We start from the raw sequence: 24,539 nt of genomic DNA, 5'->3' as shown, positions 1-24,539 counted from the left end.
CGCCTGCACAGCGGGCGCGGCGTCAGCGCATCGTCTCCTCGCGCGGCGGCCGGCGCTAAAGGCAGCTTGCCGGGGCCTGCTATGTGGGGGACCCGGCTCTGTGTGGGAGCCGGCTATGCCGGCGATGTCTTTGCCGCTGCCGCGGCATCGCCGATGAATCGGCTCCCACAAGAGTCTCTCCTACGGAACGACCAGATCCGACGCATCGGCCGCCTCACCCCGATGCAACAGCGGGTGCGCGAATACCGCGCCGATGATCACCGCGACCCCCAGGTAAAACGTCCACCCCAGCTCCCGCTGTTCACCCAGAAGTGGAATCGCCAGCACGATCGCGTAGACCGGCTCGAGATTCGTCACCATCTGCGTCGCGAATGCCGTGAGATGACGCAACGCCGCCAGGGCCAGGGCGAACGGCAGCAGCGTGCACCCATAGGCCAGCACCACGATCAGTGCGCCGTCATGCAGCGAAGGCAGCACGAAGGCCGGCGTCGCCATGAACGGCGCAAGCACGGTAAGGAACAACGTCCCCGTGCCCAACTCCACGCAAGTCACTGTCAGCGCGTCCGCGCGGTCGATCAGCTTTTTGTTCAACGCGCTGAAAAAGGCGACGAACAACGCCGAAAGCACGCCGATCGCCAGGCCCAGCCGCATCTCACCCGGCAAGCCGCCCGCCACGAGCGCCACGCCCGGCACGATGGCCGCGCCGATGAACAGCTCACGCGGGTCGAAGCGCCGACCCGCCACCCAGGGTTCGACGACGGCCAGAAACACGGGGCATAAGGCGATACATGTCGCCGCGACCGAGGCGTTCGCGAGCTTGATCGCGCCGTAAAATGTCAGCCAGTGCATCGCGACGATCACGCCGATGCCCGCGTACGAAAGCAACAGCTTGGTCGGCAGCGCGCGCAGCCCACGCCACACGCGTGGCATGCAGAGCAGGGTGGCCGAGACCAGCAACATGCGCCACCACACCAGCGGCAACGCCGCGAGGGTGATCAGCTTGCCCAGGATGGCGGTGAAGCCCCAGAGCAGGACGCAGAAGTGGATCTGTAGGTGGGCTTTGCGGGAAGGCGACATGAAGGGAAGCTTGCCGGTCGCTACGCTGATCCACAAGCGGCATTCGCCGCGCGTCCGCGCAACAATCAACGGCGTCGCTTCGGCACTGCCGTTTCGGCGCCTGATCTTCGAGGAAGAGGCACTTCCGCTGCCCATCCCGGAAAGGTAGAAGAGGACATGCTGGAGGCGTCCATCTCAAGGAGCGAGTGGTGACAAGGCAGGCTGAAAATACGTTACGCGAAGCCATCGTTCTCATCACTGGTGGTGGCCGTGGCGTCGGTCGGCTGTACGCGCACCGCCTTGCGGCCGAGGGTGCTTTCGTTGTGCTCGTCGCGCGCTCGGCCGCTGAACTGGAGGACGTTGCACGGTCGATCAGGGCCGAGGGTGGCAAGGTCGCCACCTATGTCGTCGATGTCACCACCAAGCCCGCGGTGGCACGCGTCGTCGAGGAAGTCGAAGAACAGCTGGGTCCGCTCGATGTGCTGATCAACAACGCGGGCGTGCGCGGTCCCATCGGCAACGCATGGGAATGCGATTGGGACGACTGGTGGAGCACCATCGAAATCAACCTGGGCGGCGCCGTTGCCTTCTGCCACGCAGTGATTCCGAACATGGCGCGACGCCGAAAGGGGCGCGTGGTGAACATCGTCAGCGAAGCCGGGGTATTTCGCTGGCCCACGGTGTTCGCCTATTCCGTCTCCAAGGCTGCGCTCATTAAATTCAGCGAAAACCTGGCATCGGAGTGTCGGGATGATTCGTTGAGCGTGTTTGCCTATCACCCGGGGTTCCTGCCTTTGGGGCTGGCGAACGAAGCGATGGACTTGCACGCGTCGGCCACTCCCGCGGAAGCCAGGGTGGCAGCCTGGTGCCGTGCACAGCTCGAGTCCAGCAGCGCCGCATCGCCCGGGTCATCCGCAGCACAGCTGGTTCGCCTGTTGTCGGGTGCGTACGACGTCCTCACCGGACGTTATGTCACGGTGCACGACGACCTCGATCTCCTGGTGGCGCGCGTAGGGACGGCGGCGGCATCGAGGGACTACCGTATGCTGCGGTCCAGCGCGTGACGCAGGAAGAGTCGCTTACGGTCCAGGAGGGACCCCATGAACCCACTCAAGTTAGCCCGCTCGACCAATCCAGCCGTTCCACTGCGTGGTTCGATCGCACTGATTACCGGCGGAGGTCGGGGTGTCGGCCGCTTGTTCGCACGACGCCTTGCCGCAGAGGGCGCGACGGTGGTCCTTGTCGCGCGGTCCGCGGACGAACTCGGTGAAGTGGCTGCTTGCATCGCATCCAGCGGTGGGCATGCAGAAACCTTCGTCGTCGATGTGACCGACATGGTCGCGGTGCAAAACGTTGTCGCGCGGATCGAGAAGCAGGTGGGACCGATTGATGTCCTGATAAATAACGCGGGCATATTCGGACCGATCGGGAATACGTGGGAATGCGACTGGCGAGCCTGGTGGAAGACGATCGAAGTGAACCTGGGTGGCGCCGTTGCATTTAGTCATTCGGTCATCCCGCACATGGCAGCCCGCCGCCGCGGCCGTATCGTCAACGTGACCAGTCAGGCAGGAGCGTTTCGCTGGCCTACCGTCTCCGCCTATTCGGTCTCGAAAGACGCGCTCATCAAATTCAGTGAAAACCTGGCCATCGAATGTCACGCATCGTCGATCAGGGTGTTCGCGTATCACCCTGGTTTATTGGCCTTAGGCATGACGCTCCAGGGGAAGTCCATGGAAGGGGCAGCGGATAACGCGCAGGCAAGGGTGGGGGCATGGTGCCGAGCGCAATTGGAATCCGAGATGGTCGCGTCCGAGGAGGACGCGGCCACCAAACTGGTCATGGTGCTGTCGGGGAGATATGACATATTAACTGGTCGTTACATCACGGTCTGGGACGACCTGGATGTGCTGGTCGAGCGGCTTGGTGGCGTAACGGCCGCTGGGTACAAGAACTACCTCATGCTTCGACCACAGCGTGATTGCCGCGACGAAGCCAGGTCGCCATGGCAGCGACCGACACGATCGTTACTGGGTACGGCGTGGAGCCGCCTTACGCGGCTCCTGCGCTGGCTGGGTCGCTGAACGAAGTCATACTTGGTTAGTCGGATATCGACAGAAGGAGGCTCGCCTGATGCCTCTGGGTCGTTGCGGTTAGTCACTACCCTAAGTGCGCTACTTCTTCTGGCCCGCGTTGGCTTGCGCTTGCGTCTTCCCCGGGGGCGGAGCCTTCGGCGGAGCGCTCTTGAGGTCGTCGAGCAAGGGCTTGCACTGCGTGGCGTCGGCCTTGCCGCTTTCCGGAACAGCCAGGGCGGCGAGCGCAGCCACCGGTGCAGCGAACACGGCGAGGGCGATGGCACCACCACCGCGAAGGATCAGCGGCCCCGGATGCACGCCGACGGACGGGTTCTTCATCGTGCCGTGCACGTACAGCGGCGAGCGCAGCGAGAAGAGGCGGAAGCCCTTGGTGTGCGGCACGATATCGAGGTTGAGCTTCTCGCTCTTGAAGTCGATGTCGCCGGTGACGTTGATCAGCGCTTTCTCGGTATCGAAGGCGAACAGCTTCGAGTCCATGTCGCCGTTGGTCGCGACCAGATCAGCGGCCATGCAGTTGATCTTGACCGTTTCGTCGCCGAACAGCTTGTTCACCGCGTAGCTGCCGACATTCAGGCCTGCCAGTTCCAGTAGCGAACTGCTGATCGCGCCATCGTTGATCAGTAGCTTGATTTCACCGTTGGAACTGCCGAGCAGGGCTGCCGGCGAATTGCCCACGGCCGTCAGCGACGCATCGCCGTTGAGCTCACCCAGGGTCGTATCGCCGGGAGCCAGCTTCGGGAAAAGCTCCTTCAGCTTGAGGTGGCGAGCGCCCATGTTGAACGTGCCCTTCATCGGCGTGGTCGAGCCATCCACGTGTATGTTGCTGCCGACCGTACCGCTGGCCACGCCGAACTTCAGCGGATCGAGCGTCAGGACGGCGTTCTTCATGGTCAGGTGCGTATAGAGATTATCGACCGGCAGGCGATCGCCATGGACGATATGCACGCCGGTGAATTCGACATCGGCATCCATCGCGTTCCAGCGATCCGTCTTGAACGGCTCGACGGGAATGACTTTGTCGTCGGGCTGCTTGACCGAATCGCCGCGCTCGTTTTTCTCCGCATTGGAGCCACCACCGATCAGCGGCGCGAGATCGGAGAACAGCAGCTGGTTCGACTTCAGCTTGCCAGTGAGGCTGGGACGCTGACCGCCGGTGTTGAAGGTGAGGCTGCCGCCGAGATCGCTTCCACCGACCTTGCCGGTGAAGTTCTCGTACGTGAAGACACTCGCGCCTTTCTTCAGGTTGGCCTTGAGGTGGCCTTCCGTCGCGAAGGGCGGCGTATCCGGCAGGGTGATGCCCGTCAGGTCGTAAAGATGGGACATGCTCGTGCCGGAGAACCACAGGCGGATATCGAGCGCACCCACGTTCAAGGGATCGGTCAGCGTACCGACGAAGGCGATATGCGTATCGCCGAAGCGAGCGTCGGCCTGCACCGGGAACGGGCGATTGGCATCGCGCAGGGCGAGCACGCCGCCGGTCTTCGCCTTCGCTTCCACTGTCGACTTCTTATAAGTGCCCTTGGCATCCCAGGCGAACAGATAGACCTGCTTCTTCTTGGTCTCGTCCTGGCGATCCTTCTCGTCCGCGCCGGACTTCGCCATGGTCTTGGCCGTCGCGCCGTTAGTCTTGTTGGCCTGCGCGCGCGAGTCCTTTTCCTGCTGGGCCATGATCTCGTCGAAGGGGATGCCCTTGCTGAGCGGCGTTACGTCGATGCCCATGGCGATCTGGTTGGTCGCGTCGTTGAAATCGATATGCCCCTTGTCGAAGACGATGGCGTTGAGCTCGAGCTGCCACTCGGACGGCCCCGTGCTCTCGGGCATCTTGAACGTCCAGGTGTTGTTGCCGTTCTTCACCCGCTCCAGGTCGATGTTCGGCTGACCCAGGCGGATCTCCGGCACGACGATGCGATGTGAGATCAGCGGGAAGGGCGACAGGCGGAATTGCAGTGACTGCAATGTCGCGAACTGCTTCGTCTTCGCCCAATCGGGGTTCGCCACGCTGATATCGAGTGCGGTGAAGTGCGGCCACGGGATCAGACTGACCAGTCCGTCTTCGCCCGGTTCACGCGACCAGTGCGCGGAAAGATCGCCGTTGATGGCGAACGGCCGGCCGATGGCCTCCGAAACCTTCTCGTTGATCGTCGGTTTCAGCCTGTTCCAGTCGAACAGGGCGATAAACAGGATGATCAAGATAATGAGCAGGACGAAGATGCCTACCACCCATGCCAACACTTTCCTTCCACGCCGCATCATGTCGCCTCCACTCCCGTAACCAACGAGGATAGAGGTAACCGGTGGGCTGGCAAGGTTATGTGTTCATGAACGGGGGCGATTAAGGGACGTCCACGGGATGTGATGATGCGAGTGTCGCCCGACGCCTAGGGCACCAGGCTCTTTTCGAACCTGGATACGAGCGCCGCATCCAGTGCATGGGACTGCCTCGCAAGCAGATCGAGAAGTTGTCGGCGGAGGGGCTCCGCTGTTTTCCACCAGCCAAGGGATCCGTCGGCCCAGGTGGCCAGCATGGAATTCCACCAGCGGCGCTCAACGTCCGACCTGGGCTCGAACGAAAGGAGCAGGTCGAGGCGTTCGCCGCCAGTTAGCGCGTTCAGAAGATCGCTGGCATGGGCCGGCGTGATGTCGGGAAACGCGCTCCAGAGCAACCTGAGTCGTTCAGCCCCAAGCGAGATATCACCCTTCTTGCACATCTCGGCGAGGAGGCGGCGAACGCGAGGGCTGGCATCGCTCGCGAAATCAATGAATTGTGCGTCCGTGGCGGTCATGCCCATCTTGATGAGCGCTCGCAATGCGGCGGCGCGCACGCGTCCATCAGGATGCCGGAGTGCGTCGTGCAGGCGGCCATCGTCTTCAGGTTTTGCCGATTCGGCGAGCGAAAGTACGACACTCCACGGGGCCTTCTTTGCGTCAACGAGCGACCGCCAGAAATCGGCGGGGTCTCCATGTTGCTGCGTTCGATACGTGTGGGCAGCAAAAGCGCGCATTCCTGCCGATTTGTCGATCAGCGCCCGATGCAAGACAGCGACAGGCACCGGCGGCGCAACGCGCGCCATGGCCCGGAGTGCGAGCTGCCTGACGATGGGGTGTTTCGCATTGAGGGCTATCGCGGTCAACTCCCGGCGCGATGTATCAGGGAGATCGTCCAGCATCCGGAATGCGATCACCGGAATGGACGGGTCGGGATCGTTGATGGCTCTCTTCAACAGCGCGTGCCCGATAGCCTCGGGGCGAGCGAGAAGGATGCTGAATGCCCAGCGCCGGAGCGGCGCATACGGTGAATCCAGAGCGTGTACGAGACGCTCATCGTTTCGCGTCAGCCAGGCTTCCAGTGTTCGATGAAGCCGGTCGCGATCGAAGCGCGAATGCCCTTCGAGCCTAAAAAACAAGGGCATCAAGGCAAACACGTCATCTTCGTCGCAGCGGTCGATCAGTCGGTCTGCAATATCCGTCGCCGCCTCACGCACCGGATTAACCCAGTCGGCGGAACGGATCAGGCTCGCTGTGAGCGCCAGGCGCGACGCGTTCGCCTCCAGTTCGCGAACCGCACGCTCACGCAGGTGACCAGACCAATGCATAGCGACGAGAAACTGCCCGGCCTCGCGAGTACCTTGATCGACATCGGGCCGGGCCAGGCGGTCGAGCAAGTCGGTCGGGAGATCGTCAGCGCGAGGACGGCGCCAGGAACGCATACGCTGATCGAGTTCGAGGAGCACTGATGGGCCGAGCTGCAGAAGTACGGCCCTTGCCTGGAGGACTCGGTCATCAGTGCCCGGCAGCCGGCCCGTGCTCTCGAGCGCCCATTGCAGGATGCCCTCCAGGAGATTCGCTTGTTCCGCCGATATGGCGTTCGGCCGTTTTCGCCAGTGATCCAGCCACCGAATGAAGCTCATTGTGCTGCAGTCCCTGTCCTGGCGAGTCGCCTAGTGTGGCGAGGACTCAGCCGGCCTGCCAGTACCCGGTCGCCTTCACCCAGTCCTTGTCGATGCCACGCGTCTCCACCAGCAACGAACGCAGCGCGCGTGCACGCATGGACTCGACGGCGACCCACCAGAACGTATCGCCGGCCGGAATCGGTAGCGCGGCGATGGCCTCGTCCATCGACGGCGACTCACCGCGAACGAACCAGCGCACATCGCGGCGCAGCGACTGCTTCTCGTCGGCCGAGGCGATTTCAGCGAGCACAGTCACCGGTGTAGACGAAGGCATTTCCTCGAGCCACCGGCCGATGGCGGGCAGGGCGGTTTCGTCGCCGACGAGTACGTAGTGATCGTAGTCGTCGGGGATGACCATGGAGCCGCGAGGACCGCCGACGCCGAGCTTATCGCCGACCTTCACCGATTCCGCCCAAGTCGATGCCGGGCCTTCGCCGTGCAGCACGAAGTCGATATCGAGTTCGTTGCTGGCGGCGTCGTAGCGGCGCGGGGTGTAATCGCGGGCGGGCGAGGGCGTGAGGCCTTCGGGGTAGACCGGGCCATCTGGCCCCATCGTCGGGCGATTGATCGCGCCGTCTTCCACCGGGAAGAACAGCTTCACGTGATCGTCCGGCGAGGCTGAGACGAAGCCGGCGAGGTCTGGACCGGTCAGCGTGACGCGCACCATGTGCGGGGTGAGCCGTGTGACCTGCTTCACCTCGAGCAGGCGCATCTTCAGTTCATGACGCACGCGCTGGATGGCATGCCGTTCGGTGGCGCTCATGCATTGCGCTCCGCGATCGCCTTGGCGGCGGATTCGATGATGGCGGCGACGCGCTGCGTTTCGGCGTCGTCCCAGGACTTGTGATGGTTCATGAGCTGGTGCTTGATCGTATGCATCGCTTCGCGGATGGCATTGGGCACGCCCATGCGGCGCATGTGGCGGGACATCACCTGCAGGCGCTCGGTGAGAGCCTCGAGGGTGTCGCGGTTCTCCAGGAGAAACTTGCTGCCCGCCTCGGTGATGGCGTAGAGCTTCTTGCCGCCGGTTTCCGCTTCGACGCGGGCGTAGCCCAGCTCTTCGAGCATGGTCAGGGTCGGGTAGATGGCGCCGGGACTGGGGCTGTACTGGCCGTCGAACATTTCCTCGATGGTGCGGATCAGTTCGTAGCCGTGGCGCGGCTGCTCCTCGATCAGGGCGAGGAGCAGCAGGCGCAGGTCGCCCGTGCCGAACATGCGGCCGCCACCGAACCGACCGCCGCCGCGACCGCCACGCATGCCGTCACGATCGTCGAAACCGAACGGGCCACCGCCGAAACGGCCGCCGCGGCCCATGGCCATGGCGGCCATCTGTTCGTGGAAACGGTGTTTGGCGTGATGGAAAAAGTGCATGGGTGCTCTCCGATGTATCGTACGTAGTGATCGTACGATATATCTTAAGAAACACTCTTGGCAAGGGGGTGGCAGTGCCGGTATGGGCCGGCTGCCGCCGGATCGCCGATAAATCGGCTCCCACATAAATCGGCTCCTACCGCGCGGGGGATGCGGTTTAGCCGAAGGTGAAAGTGAACATGTGGAAGTTGGCCTTCGGGATCTTGATGGTGAGGATGTGATCCTTGTAGCCATCACCATCGAACAGCGTGTAGAGCTTGCTCGCCTGCACCGTGACCGGCGCCTGGGGCTTGCCGTCCACGGCCACCTCGACGGTGATCGGGTCGTTGGCGCTGGCGACCATGTGCACCTTCTTCGCCTTGTAGTGCAGGCGAATCTCACCGCTGGCGCCGACCAGGCTGGCGTTGTCGCGGCCGATCTCCCAGCGTCCGACCAGGGCGAACTTGTTCAGTTCCAGGCGGGACGGCGCGGTGAAGTCGCGCGTACCGGTGTCCTTGCCCTCGGGGCTGGCGTTGTTCGCGCTGCGGTCGGCGCCGAAGTACATCTCCGGTGAGCCCAGCTGGGTGAAGTCCGGGGCGTCCTTGTCGGTCTCGCTGGCAGCGGCCGCGTCGGCCAGGCGCGGCAGGCCCAGCAACGTACGGATGGCGTTCTCCATGTCCATGTAGTTGCCTTCGCCGTAGTGGTGCGCCACGACGTTGCCGCGCTGATCCACGAGGTACTCGGCCGGCCAGTACTGGTTGTCCCAGGCGTCCCAGGTTTCCAGGTCGTTGTCCTGGGCCACCGGGTACTTGATGCCGAAACGGGCGATGGCGTCGCGGACGTTGCCTTCCTGCTTCTCGAACGGGAATTCCGGGGAATGCACGCCGACGATCACCAGGCCCTTGTCCTTGTACTGGTCGTACCAGTGGGTGACATGGGGCAGGGTGCGCAGGCAGTTGATGCAGGAATACGTCCAGAAATCGATCAGGACGACCTTGCCGCGCAGGCCTTTCATGGTCAGCGGCGGGGAGTTGTGCCACTTGGCGATGCCGGCGAACTCGGGCGCGGTCTGGGCGGCCATCGCCGTGCCGGTCGCGGCCAGGGAGGCCAGCGCGACGAACAGGGCGAGGAAGGCGAGGCGGATGGGACGCATGGAAACTCCGTGTTTTCTGGGTGCCGTGAGTAGACCGGCCGATGGCCCGGCACCTTACAACGGCAGGTGCGCTAAAATCCCGTCTTTGCCAGCCTCGCGAGCCAGCCGACGCGCCATGACTTCGATCAAGCAGGACGACCTCATCCAGAGCGTCGCAGACGCCCTCCAGTACATCTCGTACTACCACCCGGTCGACTACATCCGGAACCTCTCCGCTGCCTACGAGCGCGAAGAGTCGCCGGCTGCCAAGGACGCCATCGCCCAGATCCTGATCAACTCGCGCATGTGCGCCGAGGGCCACCGGCCGATCTGCCAGGACACCGGCATCGTCACGGTCTTCCTCAAGGTGGGCATGAACGTGCGCTGGGACGACGCCACCATGGGCGTCGAGGACATGGTCAACGAGGGCGTCCGTCGCGCCTATAACGATCCGGACAACAAGCTGCGCGCCTCCGTGCTCGCCGATCCCGCCGGCAAGCGCATGAACACGCGCGACAACACGCCGGCCGTGGTCAACGTCTCGATCGTTCCCGGCGACAAGGTCGACATCATCGTCGCGGCGAAGGGCGGTGGTTCGGAAGCCAAGTCCAAGTTCGCCATGCTCAACCCGTCCGACTCGATCGTCGACTGGGTGCTGAAGACGGTCCCGACCATGGGCGCCGGCTGGTGCCCGCCGGGCATGCTCGGCATCGGTATCGGCGGCACCGCCGAGAAGGCGATGCTGCTGGCGAAAGAGGCTCTCATGGAGCCGATCGACATCGTCGACCTGATCGCCCGCGGCCCGTCCAACCGTGCCGAAGAGCTGCGCCTGGAACTGTACGAAAAGGTCAACGCGCTCGGCATCGGTGCGCAGGGCCTCGGTGGCCTGACCACGGTGCTCGACATCAAGGTCAAGGATTACCCGACCCACGCCGCCAACCTGCCGGTCGCCCTGATCCCGAACTGCGCCGCCACGCGTCACGCGCACTTCGTGCTCGATGGTTCGGGTCCGGTCGCACTGGATCCGCCGTCGCTGGAAGACTGGCCGAAGCTCACCTACGACTCCTCGAAGGGCCGTCGCGTGGACCTCGATACGATCACCCGCGAGGACGTGCAGAGCTGGAAGCCGGGCGAGACCATCCTGCTCAACGGCAAGCTGCTCACCGGTCGCGATGCCGCGCACAAGCGCATGATCGACATGCTCAACCGCGGTGAACAGCTGCCGGTCGACTTCACCAACCGCTTCATCTACTACGTGGGTCCGGTCGATCCGGTGCGTGACGAAGTCGTCGGTCCCGCTGGCCCGACCACCGCCACGCGCATGGACAAGTTCACGCGCCAGATGCTCGAGACGACCGGCCTGCTCGGCATGGTCGGCAAGAGCGAGCGCGGGCCGACCGCGATCGATGCGATCCGCGACAACAAGGCCGTCTACCTGATGGCGGTGGGTGGTGCGGCGTACCTCGTGTCGAAGGCGATCAAGGCCTCGCGCGTGCTGGCCTTCGAAGACCTCGGCATGGAAGCGATCTATGAGTTCGAGGTGAAGGACATGCCGGTGACGGTCGCGGTCGATAGCGCCGGTTCGTCGGTGCATATCTCCGGGCCCAAGGAATGGCAGTCGCGGATCGGGAAGATTCCGGTCGTCGTGGTCTAAAGCTCTGGCTCTCTGTAGGAGCCGATTCATCGGCGATGGCCGCGCAGCGGCCGCCAGGGTGTCGCAAGCCCCCTATCGCCGATGAATCGGCTCCTACAAGAGCAGGGTTGCGTCAGCTGGTGAGGCGCCAGGTGTGCCTTGCAATTTGCTCATCCTCTTCTGTGGGGATGACGCGGGAATCGAAATCACCGATCCATTGCAGGCCGGCGAGGATGGTGTCGCGGGTGACCGCGTCGTTCTCGCCGATGCCGCCGGTGAAAACCAGCAGGTCGATGCCGCCGAGAGAGGCGATCATGCCGGCGATCTGCTTGCGTGCCGCGTGCACGAAGACATCGAGTGCGAGACGTGACGCCGCGGTGTCCATCGTGTGCAGCTCGCGCATGTCGCTCGTACCACCGGACAAACCTTTCAAACCCGATTCGCGATCGACCAGCGTCTCCAGGCGCCTGGCGTCGAAGCCGCGTTCGCGCATCAGGTAGATCAGCACGCCGGGATCCAGGTCGCCCGGACGCGTACCCATCACGATGCCGCCGGTGGGTGTGAGGCCCATCGTCGTGTCGATCGACTTGCCATCGCGCACGGCACAGAGGCTGGCGCCGTTGCCGAGGTGCGCGATGACGAGTCGGGCCGGCACGGCGTCGCCGAGTTGCCGCACGATGGACTCGTACGACAGCCCGTGAAAGCCGTAACGCTCAATGCCGCCAGCGCGCAGATCCGCGGGTAAGGGCAGGGTGCGGGCGACTTCCGGCATCGTCGCGTGGAACGCTGTGTCGAAGCAGGCGACCTGGGGCACGCCGGGGAATGCCACGCGGCAGCGCTTCACCATCTGCACTGCCGCAGGGACGTGCAGCGGCGCGAAGGCACGGGCTTCATCCAGATGCACCATCAACTGCTCGTCGATACGCGCATGCTCACGTACGTTCGGGCCGCCATGCACGAGACGATGACCGATGGCGTCCGGTGCCGGTAGCCCCTTATCGCGCAGCGTACCGACAATGGTCGTTACCGGGTCGCTGCCATTGCCCGCGGACTCGGTGTTCTCCGTGAGCAAGGCTTCGCACGTATCGCCGTCGACGCGGTACAGCCCGTACTTCAGTGACGACGATCCCGTGTTGAGCGCAAGCACATGGCCCGTGGTAACGCTCACTCGTCAACCTCCTCGGCCTTCCACTGCCAGTCACGCACGTCGGGCAGGTCCTGGCCGTGTTCGCTGACGTAAAGCTTGTGTCGCTGGATGTCCGACCAGTAGCGCTGCGTCGCCGCCTCGCGCTGGTCGGCGAGGCGTGGCACGCGGTTTATCACATCGAGGGCGAGCTGGAAGCGATCCATATTGTTCAGCACCATCATGTCCAGTGCGGTCGTCGTCGTACCTTCTTCCTTGTAGCCACGCACGTGGATGTTGTCGTGGTTGTGCCGGCGGTAGGTCAGCTTGTGGATGATGCCCGGATAACCGTGGAAGGCGAAGATCACCGGCTTGTCCTTGGTGAACAGGTCGTCGAACACGTCGTCGTCCATGCCGTGCGGATGCTCGTCCGGCGTTTCCAGCGACATCAGGTCGACCACGTTGACCATGCGGATGCGGATATCGGGCACGTACTCGCGAAGCAACATGATCGCGGCGAGCACTTCGACCGTGGGCGCATCGCCTGCGGACGCCATCACTACATCGGGATCGTCCTCGCCACGACCGGCCCACGACCAGATGCCTGCGCCGGCGGTGCAATGGCGCACGGCGCTCTCCATGTCCAGCCATTGCCAGTCCGGCTGCTTGCCGGCGATGATCACGTTGACGTAATGGCGGCTGCGCAGGCAATGGTCGGCGACCGAAAGCAGGCAGTTCGCATCCGGCGGCAGGTAGACGCGGACGATCTCGGACTTCTTGTTGGCGACATGGTCGATGAAGCCCGGGTCCTGATGCGAGAAGCCGTTATGGTCCTGATGCCACACATGCGAGCTCAGGAGGTAGTTGAGCGAGGCGATCGGCGGCCGCCACGACATCTTGCGCGTGACCTTGAGCCACTTCGCGTGCTGGTTGAACATCGAATCGATGATGTGGATGAAGGCTTCATAGCAGGAGAAAAATCCATGCCGGCCGGTGAGAAGGTAGCCTTCGAGCCAGCCCTGGCACTGGTGCTCGCTGAGCACTTCCATCACGCGGCCTTCGGGCGAAAGATTCTCGTCCACGCCTTCGTACTCGCCCAGCCAGGTCTTGCCGCTGACTTCGTAAATCGCCTCCAGGCGGTTCGACGCGGTTTCGTCCGGACCGAACACGCGGAACGTTTCCATGTTCTGCTGCATCACGCCGCTCAGGAACTTGCCGAGCACTCGCGTCGCTTCGGCCTTGTGGTCGCCCGGCGTCTTGACGTCCTGGGCAAACGGGCGGAAGTGCGGCATGTGCAGCTGCTTGAGCAGCAGGCCGCCATTCGCGTGCGGGTTCATGCCCATGCGCCGCTGGCCACGCGGAGCGAGCGTTGCGAACTCGTCGCGGAACCGTCCGCGCTCGTCGAAGAGTTCGTGTGCGTCGTAACTCTTCATCCAGTCTTCGAGGATCTTCAGGTGCTCGTCGTTATCGAACTTGTCGATGGGTACCTGGTGCGCGCGCCACGTCCCTTCCACGGGCTTGCCGTCGACCACCTTCGGGCCGGTCCACCCTTTGGGGCTACGCAGCACGATCATCGGCCAGCGTGGTCGTTTCGCCTCGGACGCCGTGCCCTCGCGGGCCTCGGTCTGGATACGCCGGATCTCGTCCAGGCAGGTATCCAGCGCCGCGGCGAAGGCCTGGTGCATCGGCTCGGGCTCATGGCCTTCGACGAAATGGGGTTCGTAGCCGTAGCCGCGCATGAGGTCGCGGAGCTCTTCCGGCTCGATGCGGGCGAGCACCGTCGGATTGGCGATCTTGAAACCGTTGAGGTGCAGGATCGGCAGCACCGCGCCATCACGCACGGGATTGAGGAACTTGTTCGAGTGCCAGCTGGTCGCCAGCGCGCCCGTTTCAGCCTCGCCGTCACCGACGACGCAACTGACGATCAGGTCGGGGTTGTCGAAGGCCGCGCCGAAGGCATGCGACAGCGAGTAGCCCAGTTCGCCGCCCTCGTGGATGGAGCCCGGGGTTTCCGGTGCCACGTGGCTCGGAATGCCATACGGCCAGGAGAACTGGCGGAACAACTCGCGCATGCCGGCCACGCTGCGGTCGATATGCGGGTAGATCTCGGTGTAAGAACCTTCGAGATAGGTATGCGCCACCAGCCCCGGTCCGCCATGGCCGGGGCCGATGACGTAGATCATGTTGAGGTCGCGCTCGACGATCGCGCGATTGAGATGGGTGTAGATGAAGTTGAGGCCGGTGGTCGTTCCCCAATGGCCGAGCAGACGATGCTTGATGTGTTCCCGCGTGAGGGGCTCGTCGAGCATGGGGTTGTCACGGAGGTAGATCTGGCCAACAGTGAGGTAGTTGGCGGCGCGCCAGTAGGCGTGCATGCGACGAAGCAGGTCGGGCGCAAGCGGCTCGGTCATGGGGAGCTATCCAGGCGACGGGGTCCCCTTGAGAGTATGCGGGGGAGGATTGCCACGGCGTGAAAGATCAGACCCAATTTGCCCCACGCGACCCTGCGTCATTGCCGCACCCAGTTGCTCGTTTCCGACGTCTCGTTGTCCATGAATGCGTCGAGTTCCTCAATGTCGTAGGCGTTCTCCCAATGCTCCAGGATGCTGCCGTCATCAAATCGCCATAATCCACAGAAGGGCATGTCGATCTCGCGATCGCCGCAGCGAGCCCGGATGCTGCCGAGTACGGCGCCAAAATAGTCATTGGCAACGATGATATCCACACTCATCTCTAGTGTTTGCTCGCTCTTGAGAATCAGCGCGTTCATCCTTTCGACCACGGCTTTCTTGCCGTAGACGATGCCGCTCTCGCCGGCGGTGCGTCGCTGAGCGGTATGCAGCACCATGTCCTCGTCGGCATGGCGCTCGATACGACGCAGATCGTCGTAGATAGACCGAAGGGTGGCTATGTTGGGATGCAGGGTCGACATGGGAACGTCTCCGGCTGGATGGATGTCAGCGCCCAGTGATCTTCGTCGGCGCGTCACGAGTGGAGCGCCAGCCGGGTCCGGGCCGACGAGGCCTCCGTGGCCCAGAGGAAACCATGGGATGAAGGCGATATGGTTCCGGGCCGCATGATCCAGCACGGCGTCGTCGGCCCGGTCGGCGACGTTGTGGAGGTTTTCGATGGCTACGATCCGCGCGGTCTTCTGGGCCCCGATCAGTTGTGGGACGCTGACGCCCGGCTGGTTCGACAGGCCAAGATGACGAATCTTGCCTTGTTCCTGGAGGCGCACGAGATGCAGCGTGTCGTCCAGCGTGATGACGTGCTCGGGTACGGCCACCGCGGGGCGGCAAAGCGTGACCATGGTGGCACTTCCTTGTCCACGAGGGGCCCGGCCGCTTTCCCGGCCGGGCCTGGGTTCACTACGTCACAAGACGATGAGGGTGGCGATGCCACTTGCGTTGGTCACGCCAGTGGGAGATGCGCACTGGTTGCCGAGCGTATCTGCGAGGTTTGCGAGGACGAACTGGGACGTCGCCGTGTGACCGCTGAAGCGACCGGAGGTGATACTTCCGTTTGCCGTGATGACAAGATTTCCATCGAGAGGTACCGGCGTCCACGTCGCATTGTGCATGCCCACCATACAAGCGACGGATTCGTCATTGTCATGCGCTTTTGACGGAGCAGACGCGAAAAGGGCCATGCCGAACAGCACGGCGACAATGACGAGGGTGATGCGCGATCCGTAAGCCGGACGGCTTGTGAATGACGTTGACATGGTGGTCCTCCCTGGACGATTGACACTGTTTCCCTGTGATCTAGCGGTCGATCTTTCACCCTGTTTCGCGGGCACGCGGTGGTCGCGCCTGAACCTGTGAGGGTACGTACGCTAGTCTCGGCTTTGTTACCTGCTCGTGAGGTTTTTCGAAGTAAAAGCAGGTGGTTCGGGAGCCGGTATCTGCACGCTGTCTGTCGGGAGAGGCACTTGCAGGGCGCCTGCCGAAATCACATGGCGATGGCCTGTCAGTCGTGCGATCCAAGCTCGCGCGTATTCTTCTCGAGCACTTTCAGGCCGTCTTCGTTCTTGCGCTGCGAGGCGCGTTCGCGCTCGGACTGTTCGAGGACGCGCTGGCGTTCCAGCAATTCGCGCGTCGGCGGCGGGGGCACGGAGGACGACGTCCGCGTGGACACGAACCCCGAGGTGTCGTTGGACGGCGGCGGGGCGGGCGGCAGGTCGGGAATCGGAGCGCGTGCCGGTTCCGGTGCGGAAGCCGCCGCGGGAGGCAAGGTATCTGCCACGGCATCACGACGCGACATGACTTTCCAGGCGAACAAGCCGAGCAGGACACCGATGCCGAGGACGAGCAAGGCGGGCAACAGGCGCGATCCATGCGACGACGCGCCGCGGCGACGGGCCGCCTTCGCGCCCTTCCTGGAGGCCGGAGCCGCCGCCGCGCTGCCCGGTAGCGCCGTGTCGAGGTGATCGGGAAGCTTGAGCAGCACGCGCAAGACCTCGCCATCCATCAGCTGCAGGCGCGGCTGGCGACGCTGGATGTTGATCGCCTCGCTGCTGAAGCGGCCACGGGTAACGAGGATGCCCTTGGTCGCGGCCTCGTTGAGCATCACGCTGAGCAGCTCGTTGACTTCCGCCACCTCCACCTCGAGGGCGTCCCAGTGCTTGCACTGCAGGATCACCGACTCGGTGCCACGGGTCAGTCGCAGGTCGACGCCGGCGGACAGGGCCTTGAGCGAGGTGACCGGTGCGTGGTGCTCCACCCGGTAGCCCTGCGCACGGTAGTGCTCGGCAAGCAGGTGCTCGAAGTCTTGCCAGGTCAGGCGCGCGAGTGCGTCTGTGCCACCGGCGGAAGGCTGTCGAGCGGAAAACATCGTTGGGTAAGTCCTGCCGGAAATCGGATCGGCATCATAACCGCTCGCGCGGCCTCATCGAAAAGGTTATCGGCGTCACGGAATCAGGCTTTAGCCGGCGCAGGTGGCGTCTTCACATTCGTGAGCGATTGCCGCCGGGGCGGCCAACCGCTAAATTGGGAGGAATGTCTTGGGGGATTACAGGGGTTTGAGCACGTGATGAAGTACGCAGTAGTGAAAGGTGCGATGGCTGTCGCCGTGACGACGATGCTGTCCGCCTGTGGTGGCAAGAACCTGATCGAAAGCGACATGAGCCGCACCGTGGCGGCCAGCCCGGCCTCGCCGTGGCTGACCCTGGAGAACAAGGGCGATCACGTGGTGGCCGTTGGCGGTCTGTCGGGCCCGTCCAAGGTCGAGGTGTCGCCGGACATTCCTTCGGCGGTCGAAGCCGTGCTGCGCACCTCGTTGCAGCCGAAGTACTTCACCGACCTGATCATCGGCTGCCGTGGGTTGCAGCAGGCTACCGCCGTGCACACACCGGAGGGTCAGACCTCGGTCATGACCATGGACCTGACGGTGAACTGCCGCATTGTCGCCCGCGGCGTCGTGGTTTCGAAGAGCTATCACGTCAGCCAGACGGCGCCGGTGGAGACTGATCCGCCGCGTCTGGATGCCATGGTGCCGAAGCTGATTACGGGGGCGTCGACGCAGCTGGCGGATCAGGTGTGGGCGGATGTGGTGGCTACTGGGGTGCGTCGCTGACGCCCTCAGGCTTCGGCGGGGGCTGCGGTGCGCAGGGCGTCGCGGCAGGCGATCAGTTGGGCCTGGGTGAAGGTCTGGCCAGGGCTCGCCAATAGGGCCGAGTCGGGGTCGGCCAGGCCTTGCTCGATCAGCACGTCCAGCATCGCCACGCGGCTGGCGGCCAGCAAGGCGCGTCCCAGCGGTGTGCGTGCGCCTGCGTCGGCGGGGTCCGCACGCTCGGCCAGTGCCTGGACCACGCGCGAGGGGAAGGCCCAGTGGCGTGCGGCGTGCAGCGACAGCCGCTCGATCTGCTGGGCCAGGGCGGCGACCAGCGGACGGCTGAAGGCCGTGGCGCGGGTGTCGTTCTGTTCCTCGAGCTCGAGCAGGATCGTCTGCGCCCCGGTCTGGCTGATCAGGCCGGCAAGAAAGGCTTCGAAGGGGTCGCAGACATCGCGGCCCAGGTAGATGCACGCGCGGGCGCAGCGCTCGGCGTGCTCCCACAGCCGCTCGCCGGCGTGCTGGCTGGCGCCGCCCATGTTGGTACGCAGGATCGGCCGCATGACCAACTGCATGACCACGCGGCGCAAGCCGTCCTGGCCGAGCAGGGTGATCGCCTGCGCCAGGCCGGTCACCGGCCGCGAGGTCTTGAAGAAGGCGCTGTTCGCCACCCGGACGATCTCACCCACCAGCACGGTGTCGCGGGCGATCAGCTCGGCCAGTGCGCGGCTGTCCGAATCGTCGTTGCGCAGCGAACGCATGAGCTGCGGCACCACCGATGGCAGCCGGGGCAGGGAGCCGACGTCGAAACGCTCGCCGCCGAACGCGTCGCGTACGCGACGCAACACGCTCTGTTCGGCGGGGGAGAACGCCGCGTCGTCCGACGGCGAGAGGCCGAGCACGAGGCGATAGAAGCGGTCTTCGATTTCTTCGGCGGCCAGCGCGCTGACCGGTGCTTCCACCACGGGCATGTCGATGACCACCGGCGTGCGGGTCACGGCGGCGTGCGCGGGCACGAAGGATGGGGCGGAAGGCGCGGTGCCGCCGCCGAACAACTTCCTGAAGAACCGGCCGATCACGCGGGTGTCTCGATATGGGGGACCCCGCCAGTATATGCCGCGGCCGGGTGGGAAACACTTGGCTGCCCATGCGCTGACGAGTGGGTTCGCGGCCTGGCGTGGCGCGGTTAGGATGGGGCCATGGACCACATGCCACTCAGCAGGATCGCCTTGCCACCCGGTGGCTGGCCGAGCGTGCTCGATTTCCTTTGCGAGCGCTTCCCAGCGGTCAGTCGCGAGGCCTGGGAAGACCGCATGGAACGCGGGCTCGTCCAGGCGAACGGCCACGGGGTCGATCACCTCACCCCCTACCGTCCCGGCGACATCGTCACCTACCGGCGCGAGGTGCCGGCCGAGCCGCGCATCCCGTTCGAGGAAACGATCGTCTACCAGGACGACGACCTCGTGGTGGCGGACAAGCCGCACTTCCTGCCGGTCATGCCGGCCGGGCGCTACGTGGAGGAGACGTTGTCGGTGCGCCTGGTCCGTCGTCTCGGCAATCCGGACCTGGTCGCGCTGCACCGGCTGGACCGCGGCACCGCCGGCCTGGTCGTGTTCTCGGCACGGCCGTCCAGTCGCGATGCCTATACGCGCTTGTTCCGCGAGCGCGCCATCGCCAAGACCTACGAAGCGCTGGCGCCACCGTTGCCCGGACTGACGTTTCCGCTTTCCCGATGCAGCCGCATCGAGCGCGGCGAGCCGTTCTTTCGCACGCACGAAGTGCAAGGCCCCGCGAATGCCACCACCCACGTCGACGTGATCGAGCGTGGCGAGCACGCGTGGCGCTACCGACTGGAGCCCGTCACCGGACGCAAGCACCAGTTGCGCGTGCACATGGCAGGGTTGGGCGCGCCCATCCTGGGCGATCCGATGTATCCCGAGCTGCGTGAGGAGACGGCGGATTTCAGCGAGCCGATGCAGCTGCTCGCTCGCGAGCTCGCGTTCATCGATCCCTTCAGTGGCGAAGAGCGGCGCTTTCTAAGTTTACGTTCACTCGACCTTTGATCCTTGCGGGCGCAGACTATGCGCTCCCCCGCCAACCCTTCCCGGATGACTCCCGCCCCTGGCTTCCGCACCGTAGCCCTGATCATCGCGAGCGCGATGTTCATGGAACAGCTGGACGGCACCATCCTGGCCACGGCGTTGCCTTCGATGGCGGAATCGTTCGACGTGTCGCCGCTGCACATGAGCGTGGCGCTCACCTCGTACATGCTCAGCCTTGCGGTGTTCATCCCCGCCAGCGGCGCCATTGCCGATCGCTACGGCTCGCGCAACGTCTTCCGCGCGGCGATCGCGATCTTCACCCTGGGCTCGATCCTCTGTGGGCTCTCGGGCAATCTGCCACTGCTGGTGCTGTCGCGCCTGTTGCAAGGCATGGGTGGAGCGATGATGGTGCCCGTCGGGCGCCTGGTGCTGCTGCGATCGGTGCCGAAGTCCGAGCTGGTCAGCGCCATGTCGTGGCTACTCGTGCCCGCGCTGATCGGTCCGGTCGTCGGACCGCCGCTGGGCGGCTTTATCGTCACCTGGGTGTCGTGGCGCTGGATCTTCTATATCAACGTGCCGATCGGCATTGCCGGCATGTGGCTGGCCACGAAGTACGTGCCCGACGTGCGCATTGCGGAGCGGCAGCGCTTCGACCGGGTGGGCTTCGTGCTCTCGGGCATCTCGCTGTCATGCCTGGTGTTCGGACTGGAGCTGGCCAGTCGCGGTGATACCTCGGGTCTGGGTTCCGTCGGGCTGATCGTGGGCGGCCTCATCGTCGGCGCCGTGTACGTATGGCATTCGAAGCGCGTAGCGAATCCCATCCTCGACCTGTCGTTGATGCGTTTTCCCACGTTTCGTCTTTCGGTGATCGCCGGTTCACTGACGCGCATCACCGCGGGGTCGGTGCCCTTCCTGTTGCCACTGATGATGCAGCTGGGCTTCGGTTTTTCCGCGGCGCACAGTGGCGTGGTGACCTTCGTGTCGGCGCTCGGCGCGATGCTGATGAAGGCCACCGCCGCACCGGTGCTGCGGATGTGGGGCTTTCGCGCCACCCTCGTCTGGAACGGCGTGCTGTCGATGGTCTGCGTCGCCCTGTGCGCGGCCTTTCGCCCGGACTGGCCGCTGTGGACGATCTACACCGTCCTGCTGCTGAGCGGTTTCTTCCAGTCGCTGCAGTTCAGTGCGTATAACACGGTGGCTTACGCGGACGTGCCGAGCGAGCGCTTCTCCAGTGCGACCAGTTTCTACACGACGTTCCAGCAGCTGATGCTGTCGCTGGGCATCTGCGTCGCCGCCGCGGCCCTGCATGTGTCGGTGACGTGGAACGGGCATGCCCATGCGCAGTTGCCTGATTTCAGCGTGGCCTTCCTGGTGGTGACGTTTGTCTCGTTGATCGCGGCGCCGGTGTGTTTGTTGCTGCCGAAGAATGCTGGCGCGGAAATGAGCGGTCACCGCGCCCGGTAGCATGGCAGCGCCGCTGTGCTGCTCCATGTGGGAGCCGCTTTAGCGGCGATGCTCTTCCCTGCAGAAAAGCATCGCCGCTGAAGCGGCTCCCACACAGGGCAGGCCCCGCAAGGCAGGCCCCACAAGGCAGGCCCCAATCAACCAAGGGGTCAGGGCAGGGTGATGGGGTGTTGCATCCACGAGCCGACCAGGCCGGGCATGGCTCCCAGGCGCTTCGCCTGCGCGACGAACTGTCGACGTGGGATCTCCACGGCGCCCATCGACAACAGGTGATCGTTGGTCACCTGGGCGTCGAGGAAGGGAAAGCCCCAGCGATGCAGGAACTGGCACATGCCGGCAAGCGCGACCTTCGAGCCGCCGGTGCGGGCCGAGAACATCGACTCGCCGCAGAACAGCCGACCGACGGCGACGCCGTATATGCCACCGACGAGCGAACCGCGATCCCACACTTCGACGCTGTGCGCATGGCCTTGCCGATGCAGCTCTTCGTACGCAGCGATCATGTCGTCGCCGATCCACGTGCCGACCGCGCCGCTACGCGGTGCCGCGCAGGCGCGCATGACGCGGGTGAACGAGGTATCCGCCGTGAGGCGCCAGTTGGACTTCGACAGCTGCTTGCGCAGGCTGCGACTGATGTGGACCGCATCGGTGCGAAACACGCAGCGCGGATCCGGCGACCACCAGAGAATCGGCTCGTCTTCGTTGAACCAGGGGAATACGCCCTGTGCATAGGCCGCGATCAGTCGCTCGGCAGAGAGGTCGCCACCCCAGGCAAGCAGGCCGTTGGGTTCGACAAGAGCGTCCTCCGGATCGGGAAACAGGCCGGGGCGCAGCGGATTCAGTTGCGGCAGGCGGATCATCGGTCCGCGTACGGCGAATGGGCGAGCAGTTCGTCGCGGTAGGTTTCGCGATGCAGCGCTTCCTGTTCGAGCGCGCCGGCCACGGCCTGACGGAAACCTTCGTGGGCGATGTAATGCCGCGAGTGGGTCAGGGTCGGCAGGAAGCCGCGGGCCAGCTTGTGCTCGCCCTGCGCGCCGGGTTCGAAACGGCCGATGCCTTCGCGGATCGCATAGTCGATGCCACGGTAATAGCAGAGCTCGAAGTGCAGTCCGGACACTTCCACGCTGGCGCCCCAGTAGCGTCCATACAGCGCATCGCCGCCGCGCAGGAACAGCGCCATCGCGACGATCTCCTGGCCGTCGCGCGCCATCGCCACCTGCACCTTCGGGCCGAGGGTGCGGCCGAGGTACTGAAAGAAGCGCGAGGTCAGGGCGGCGTGGTTGCCCTTGAGGTCGAAGGTGAGTGCGTAAAGTGCATGGATCTGCCGCCACTCGTCGTCGGACAGTTCGTCGCCGCCGCGCATGCTCAGGCGCAGGCCGGAGGCCTCGGCATAGGCGCGTTCCTGGCGGATGTTCTTCCGCTTCTTCGCCTTGAGCGAAGCCAGGAAGCCGTCGAAATCGGCGTAGGCCTGGTTGTGCCAGTGGAACTGGTAGTCGCTGCGGACCAGCCAGCGATCGTCGAAGGCGTCCAGGTCGGCGTCGGCGAGGAAGTTGGCGTGGATCGAGGACAGGCCGAGGCGATCCGCTTCGTCCACGAGTGCGGCGGTGAGCCGGTTGCGCAGGATGTCCGCCTCGAGGCCGTCACGCACCAGCAGCCGGGGGCCGGGTACGGGCGAGTAGGGCGAGGCGACCAGCATCTTCGGGTAGTAATCCCCGCCGGCGCGTTCCCAGGCCGAGGCCCAGCTCCAGTCGAAGACGAACTCGCCGTGCGAGTTGCCCTTGAGGTAGGTGGGCGAGGCAGCGACCAGCCGATCGTGGCTGTCGAAGATGCCCAGGTGGTACGGCTTCCAGCCGTAGTCTTCGCGCAGGCAGCCCTTCGCTTCCATGCCGCTGAGGAACGCGTGCGAGACGAAGGGGTTGCCGTCGGGCACAAGCGCGTCCCAGTCGGCGGCCGGAATGCCGCCAAGGCTGTCGAGAAAACGAATGCCGGTCATCGGCGGTTGCCCCGCGCGCAAGGCGCGGGGCCGGTTCCGGTCAGGTCAGCATGTGCTGCTGGTCCAGCCAGCGCTCGGCGTCGAGCGCCGCCATGCAGCCGAAGCCCGCCGAGGTGACCGCCTGGCGGTAGACGTGGTCGGCCACGTCACCCGCGGCGAACACGCCCGGCACCGAGGTGGCCGTGGCGCCGCCGTGCAGGCCGGACTGGATCTGGATGTAGCCGTCCTTCATCTCGAGCTGGCCTTCGAAGATGCCGGTGGCCGGGGTGTGGCCGATCGCCACGAAGAAGCCCTGGGCATCGAGGTCGCGCTTCACGCCGGTGTTGACGTCCTTGACGCGGACGCCGGTCACGCCGGAGTCGTCGCCCAGCACTTCGTCGACCTGGTGGTTCCAGAGCAGCTCGATCTTGCCGGCAGCGACCTTTTCGAAGACCTTGTCCTGCATGATCTTTTCCGCGCGGAATTTGTCGCGGCGGTGGACCAGGTAGACCTTGCGGGCGATATTGGCCAGGTACAGCGCCTCTTCCACGGCGGTGTTGCCGCCGCCGACCACGACCACGTCCTGCTCGCGGAAGAAGAAGCCGTCGCAGGTGGCGCAGGCGGAGACGCCGCGACCCTTGAACTTCTCTTCCGAGGCGATGCCCAGGTACTTGGCGGTCGCGCCGGTGGTGATGATCAGGGCGTCGGCGGTGTATTCGCCGCTGTCACCCTTCAGGCGGAACGGGCGGTTGCCCAGGTCCACGCTGTGGATATGGTCGAACACCATCTCGGTTTCGAAGCGCTCGGCGTGCTCGGCCATGCGCCGCATCAGTTCCGGACCCTGAACACCCTTTTCGTCACCCGGCCAGTTGTCCACCTCGGTGGTGGTCATCAGCTGGCCGCCCTGCGCCAGGCCGGTGATCATGGTCGGCTTGAGATTGGCGCGCGCCGCGTAGACGGCGGCCGTGTATCCGGCAGGACCGGAGCCGAGGATCAGCAGGCGGCTGTGCTTGGGGGTGCTCATGTATAATCCTTGAGGTTTACTGCGGCGTGTTTCGGTCGTACCGCTAGCCCCTTGCGGCAGGATGCTAAAGCCGTGTCGAGGGTTTGCGAGGTGTGTCGACCCGGAAGAATGGGGAAGACCGGGGTGCGATTCAAGACTCAATGCAAT

At 64.6% G+C, this 24,539-nt stretch carries 21 protein-coding genes; 6 read left to right on the top strand and 15 right to left on the bottom strand.

The annotated features are described in order from the left end of the window. Nucleotides 1-180: 180 nt before the first annotated feature. Nucleotides 181-1,077 carry a DMT family transporter gene (locus BJI69_RS20345; protein ID WP_046969241.1) on the bottom strand — a complete coding sequence of 299 codons (897 nt, stop codon included), beginning with the start codon at nucleotides 1,075-1,077 and terminating at the stop codon, nucleotides 181-183. A 188-nt stretch (nucleotides 1,078-1,265) separates the two neighbouring features. Between BJI69_RS20345 and BJI69_RS20340 the strand changes: the two genes are divergently transcribed. Both BJI69_RS20340 and BJI69_RS20335 read left to right on the top strand, forming a co-directional pair. Then, a complete protein-coding gene (locus BJI69_RS20340) occupies nucleotides 1,266-2,120 on the top strand; it encodes an SDR family NAD(P)-dependent oxidoreductase (protein WP_046969242.1) in 855 nt (284 codons plus the stop codon). A 36-nt stretch (nucleotides 2,121-2,156) separates the two neighbouring features. Next, entirely contained in the window at nucleotides 2,157-3,140 is a 984-nt protein-coding gene (locus tag BJI69_RS20335; protein WP_052767343.1) for an SDR family NAD(P)-dependent oxidoreductase, read from the top strand. A gap of 90 nt (nucleotides 3,141-3,230) precedes the next feature. Here the strand turns inward: BJI69_RS20335 and BJI69_RS20330 are convergent, their stop codons facing one another. The 5 genes from BJI69_RS20330 to BJI69_RS20310 all read right to left on the bottom strand — a co-directional run bounded on the left by BJI69_RS20330 (nucleotide 3,231) and on the right by BJI69_RS20310 (nucleotide 9,605). After that, nucleotides 3,231-5,384: an AsmA family protein gene (locus BJI69_RS20330; RefSeq protein ID WP_425477387.1), complete on the bottom strand. Its 2,154-nt coding sequence runs from the start codon at nucleotides 5,382-5,384 to the stop codon at nucleotides 3,231-3,233. Nucleotides 5,385-5,530: 146 nt separating this feature from the next. Beyond that, entirely contained in the window at nucleotides 5,531-7,060 is a 1,530-nt protein-coding gene (locus tag BJI69_RS20325; protein ID WP_046969243.1) for a hypothetical protein, read from the bottom strand. A gap of 46 nt (nucleotides 7,061-7,106) precedes the next feature. Continuing rightward, nucleotides 7,107-7,865, bottom strand: coding sequence for a siderophore-interacting protein (locus BJI69_RS20320; RefSeq protein ID WP_046969244.1), 759 nt, complete (start codon nucleotides 7,863-7,865; stop codon nucleotides 7,107-7,109). Next, a complete protein-coding gene (locus BJI69_RS20315) occupies nucleotides 7,862-8,473 on the bottom strand; it encodes a PadR family transcriptional regulator (RefSeq protein WP_046969245.1) in 612 nt (203 codons plus the stop codon). The genes BJI69_RS20320 and BJI69_RS20315 overlap by 4 nt, the downstream gene beginning before the upstream one ends. A gap of 157 nt (nucleotides 8,474-8,630) precedes the next feature. Further along, on the bottom strand, nucleotides 8,631-9,605 hold the full coding sequence (locus BJI69_RS20310) for a thioredoxin family protein (protein ID WP_053057256.1): 975 nt from the start codon (nucleotides 9,603-9,605) through the stop codon (nucleotides 8,631-8,633). A 115-nt stretch (nucleotides 9,606-9,720) separates the two neighbouring features. On the opposite strand from BJI69_RS20310, the gene BJI69_RS20305 reads away from it, so the two are divergent. Then, entirely contained in the window at nucleotides 9,721-11,238 is a 1,518-nt protein-coding gene (locus BJI69_RS20305) for a fumarate hydratase (RefSeq protein ID WP_046969246.1), read from the top strand. Nucleotides 11,239-11,350: 112 nt separating this feature from the next. Here BJI69_RS20305 and BJI69_RS20300 read toward each other — a convergent pair whose 3' ends face one another. The 5 genes from BJI69_RS20300 to BJI69_RS20280 form a co-directional block, all read right to left on the bottom strand. Then, on the bottom strand, nucleotides 11,351-12,385 hold the full coding sequence (locus BJI69_RS20300) for an acetate/propionate family kinase (RefSeq protein WP_181016731.1): 1,035 nt from the start codon (nucleotides 12,383-12,385) through the stop codon (nucleotides 11,351-11,353). After that, the gene (locus tag BJI69_RS20295) at nucleotides 12,382-14,751 is read right to left on the bottom strand and encodes a phosphoketolase family protein (RefSeq protein ID WP_046969247.1); all 2,370 of its coding nucleotides are present in this window, start codon (nucleotides 14,749-14,751) and stop codon (nucleotides 12,382-12,384) included. Before BJI69_RS20295 ends, BJI69_RS20300 begins: the two co-directional genes overlap by 4 nt. A 98-nt stretch (nucleotides 14,752-14,849) precedes the next feature. Beyond that, complete coding sequence (locus BJI69_RS20290) at nucleotides 14,850-15,650, bottom strand: aldo/keto reductase (RefSeq protein ID WP_078023380.1); 801 nt, start codon at nucleotides 15,648-15,650, stop codon at nucleotides 14,850-14,852. A gap of 63 nt (nucleotides 15,651-15,713) precedes the next feature. Then, a complete protein-coding gene (locus BJI69_RS20285; protein WP_046969248.1) occupies nucleotides 15,714-16,064 on the bottom strand; it encodes a hypothetical protein in 351 nt (116 codons plus the stop codon). Between the two features lie 245 nt (nucleotides 16,065-16,309). Continuing rightward, complete coding sequence (locus tag BJI69_RS20280) at nucleotides 16,310-17,173, bottom strand: restriction endonuclease (protein ID WP_052767345.1); 864 nt, start codon at nucleotides 17,171-17,173, stop codon at nucleotides 16,310-16,312. Between the two features lie 198 nt (nucleotides 17,174-17,371). On the opposite strand from BJI69_RS20280, the gene BJI69_RS20275 reads away from it, so the two are divergent. Then, complete coding sequence (locus BJI69_RS20275) at nucleotides 17,372-17,914, top strand: hypothetical protein (RefSeq protein ID WP_046969249.1); 543 nt, start codon at nucleotides 17,372-17,374, stop codon at nucleotides 17,912-17,914. Nucleotides 17,915-17,919: 5 nt separating this feature from the next. On the opposite strand, the gene BJI69_RS20270 is transcribed toward BJI69_RS20275, so the two are convergent. Next, nucleotides 17,920-18,969 (bottom strand): HDOD domain-containing protein, encoded by a 1,050-nt coding sequence (locus BJI69_RS20270; RefSeq protein WP_052767346.1) that lies wholly within the window; start codon nucleotides 18,967-18,969, stop codon nucleotides 17,920-17,922. A 120-nt stretch (nucleotides 18,970-19,089) separates the two neighbouring features. Here BJI69_RS20270 and BJI69_RS20265 point away from each other — a divergent pair, with 120 nt between their 5' ends. Both BJI69_RS20265 and BJI69_RS20260 read left to right on the top strand, forming a co-directional pair. After that, nucleotides 19,090-19,953, top strand: coding sequence for a pseudouridine synthase (locus BJI69_RS20265; RefSeq protein WP_425476896.1), 864 nt, complete (start codon nucleotides 19,090-19,092; stop codon nucleotides 19,951-19,953). An 18-nt stretch (nucleotides 19,954-19,971) separates the two neighbouring features. Next, on the top strand, nucleotides 19,972-21,396 hold the full coding sequence (locus BJI69_RS20260; RefSeq protein WP_046969250.1) for an MFS transporter: 1,425 nt from the start codon (nucleotides 19,972-19,974) through the stop codon (nucleotides 21,394-21,396). A 149-nt stretch (nucleotides 21,397-21,545) separates the two neighbouring features. Here BJI69_RS20260 and aat read toward each other — a convergent pair whose 3' ends face one another. Genes aat through trxB form a run of 3 tightly spaced genes read right to left on the bottom strand, consistent with a single transcriptional unit; the run spans nucleotide 21,546 to nucleotide 24,392 of the window. Further along, complete coding sequence (gene aat, locus BJI69_RS20255) at nucleotides 21,546-22,256, bottom strand: leucyl/phenylalanyl-tRNA--protein transferase (RefSeq protein WP_046969251.1); 711 nt, start codon at nucleotides 22,254-22,256, stop codon at nucleotides 21,546-21,548. Next, nucleotides 22,253-23,389 (bottom strand): GNAT family N-acetyltransferase, encoded by a 1,137-nt coding sequence (locus BJI69_RS20250; RefSeq protein WP_046969252.1) that lies wholly within the window; start codon nucleotides 23,387-23,389, stop codon nucleotides 22,253-22,255. The genes aat and BJI69_RS20250 overlap by 4 nt, the downstream gene beginning before the upstream one ends. 40 nt (nucleotides 23,390-23,429) lie before the next feature. Further along, nucleotides 23,430-24,392: a thioredoxin-disulfide reductase gene (gene trxB, locus BJI69_RS20245; protein WP_046969253.1), complete on the bottom strand. Its 963-nt coding sequence runs from the start codon at nucleotides 24,390-24,392 to the stop codon at nucleotides 23,430-23,432. Nucleotides 24,393-24,539: the final 147 nt, after the last annotated feature.

It is taken from the genome of Luteibacter rhizovicinus DSM 16549, from assembly GCF_001887595.1.
GTDB lineage: Bacteria > Pseudomonadota > Gammaproteobacteria > Xanthomonadales > Rhodanobacteraceae > Luteibacter > Luteibacter rhizovicinus.
This window is presented reverse-complemented; position numbering and strand designations above follow the sequence as displayed.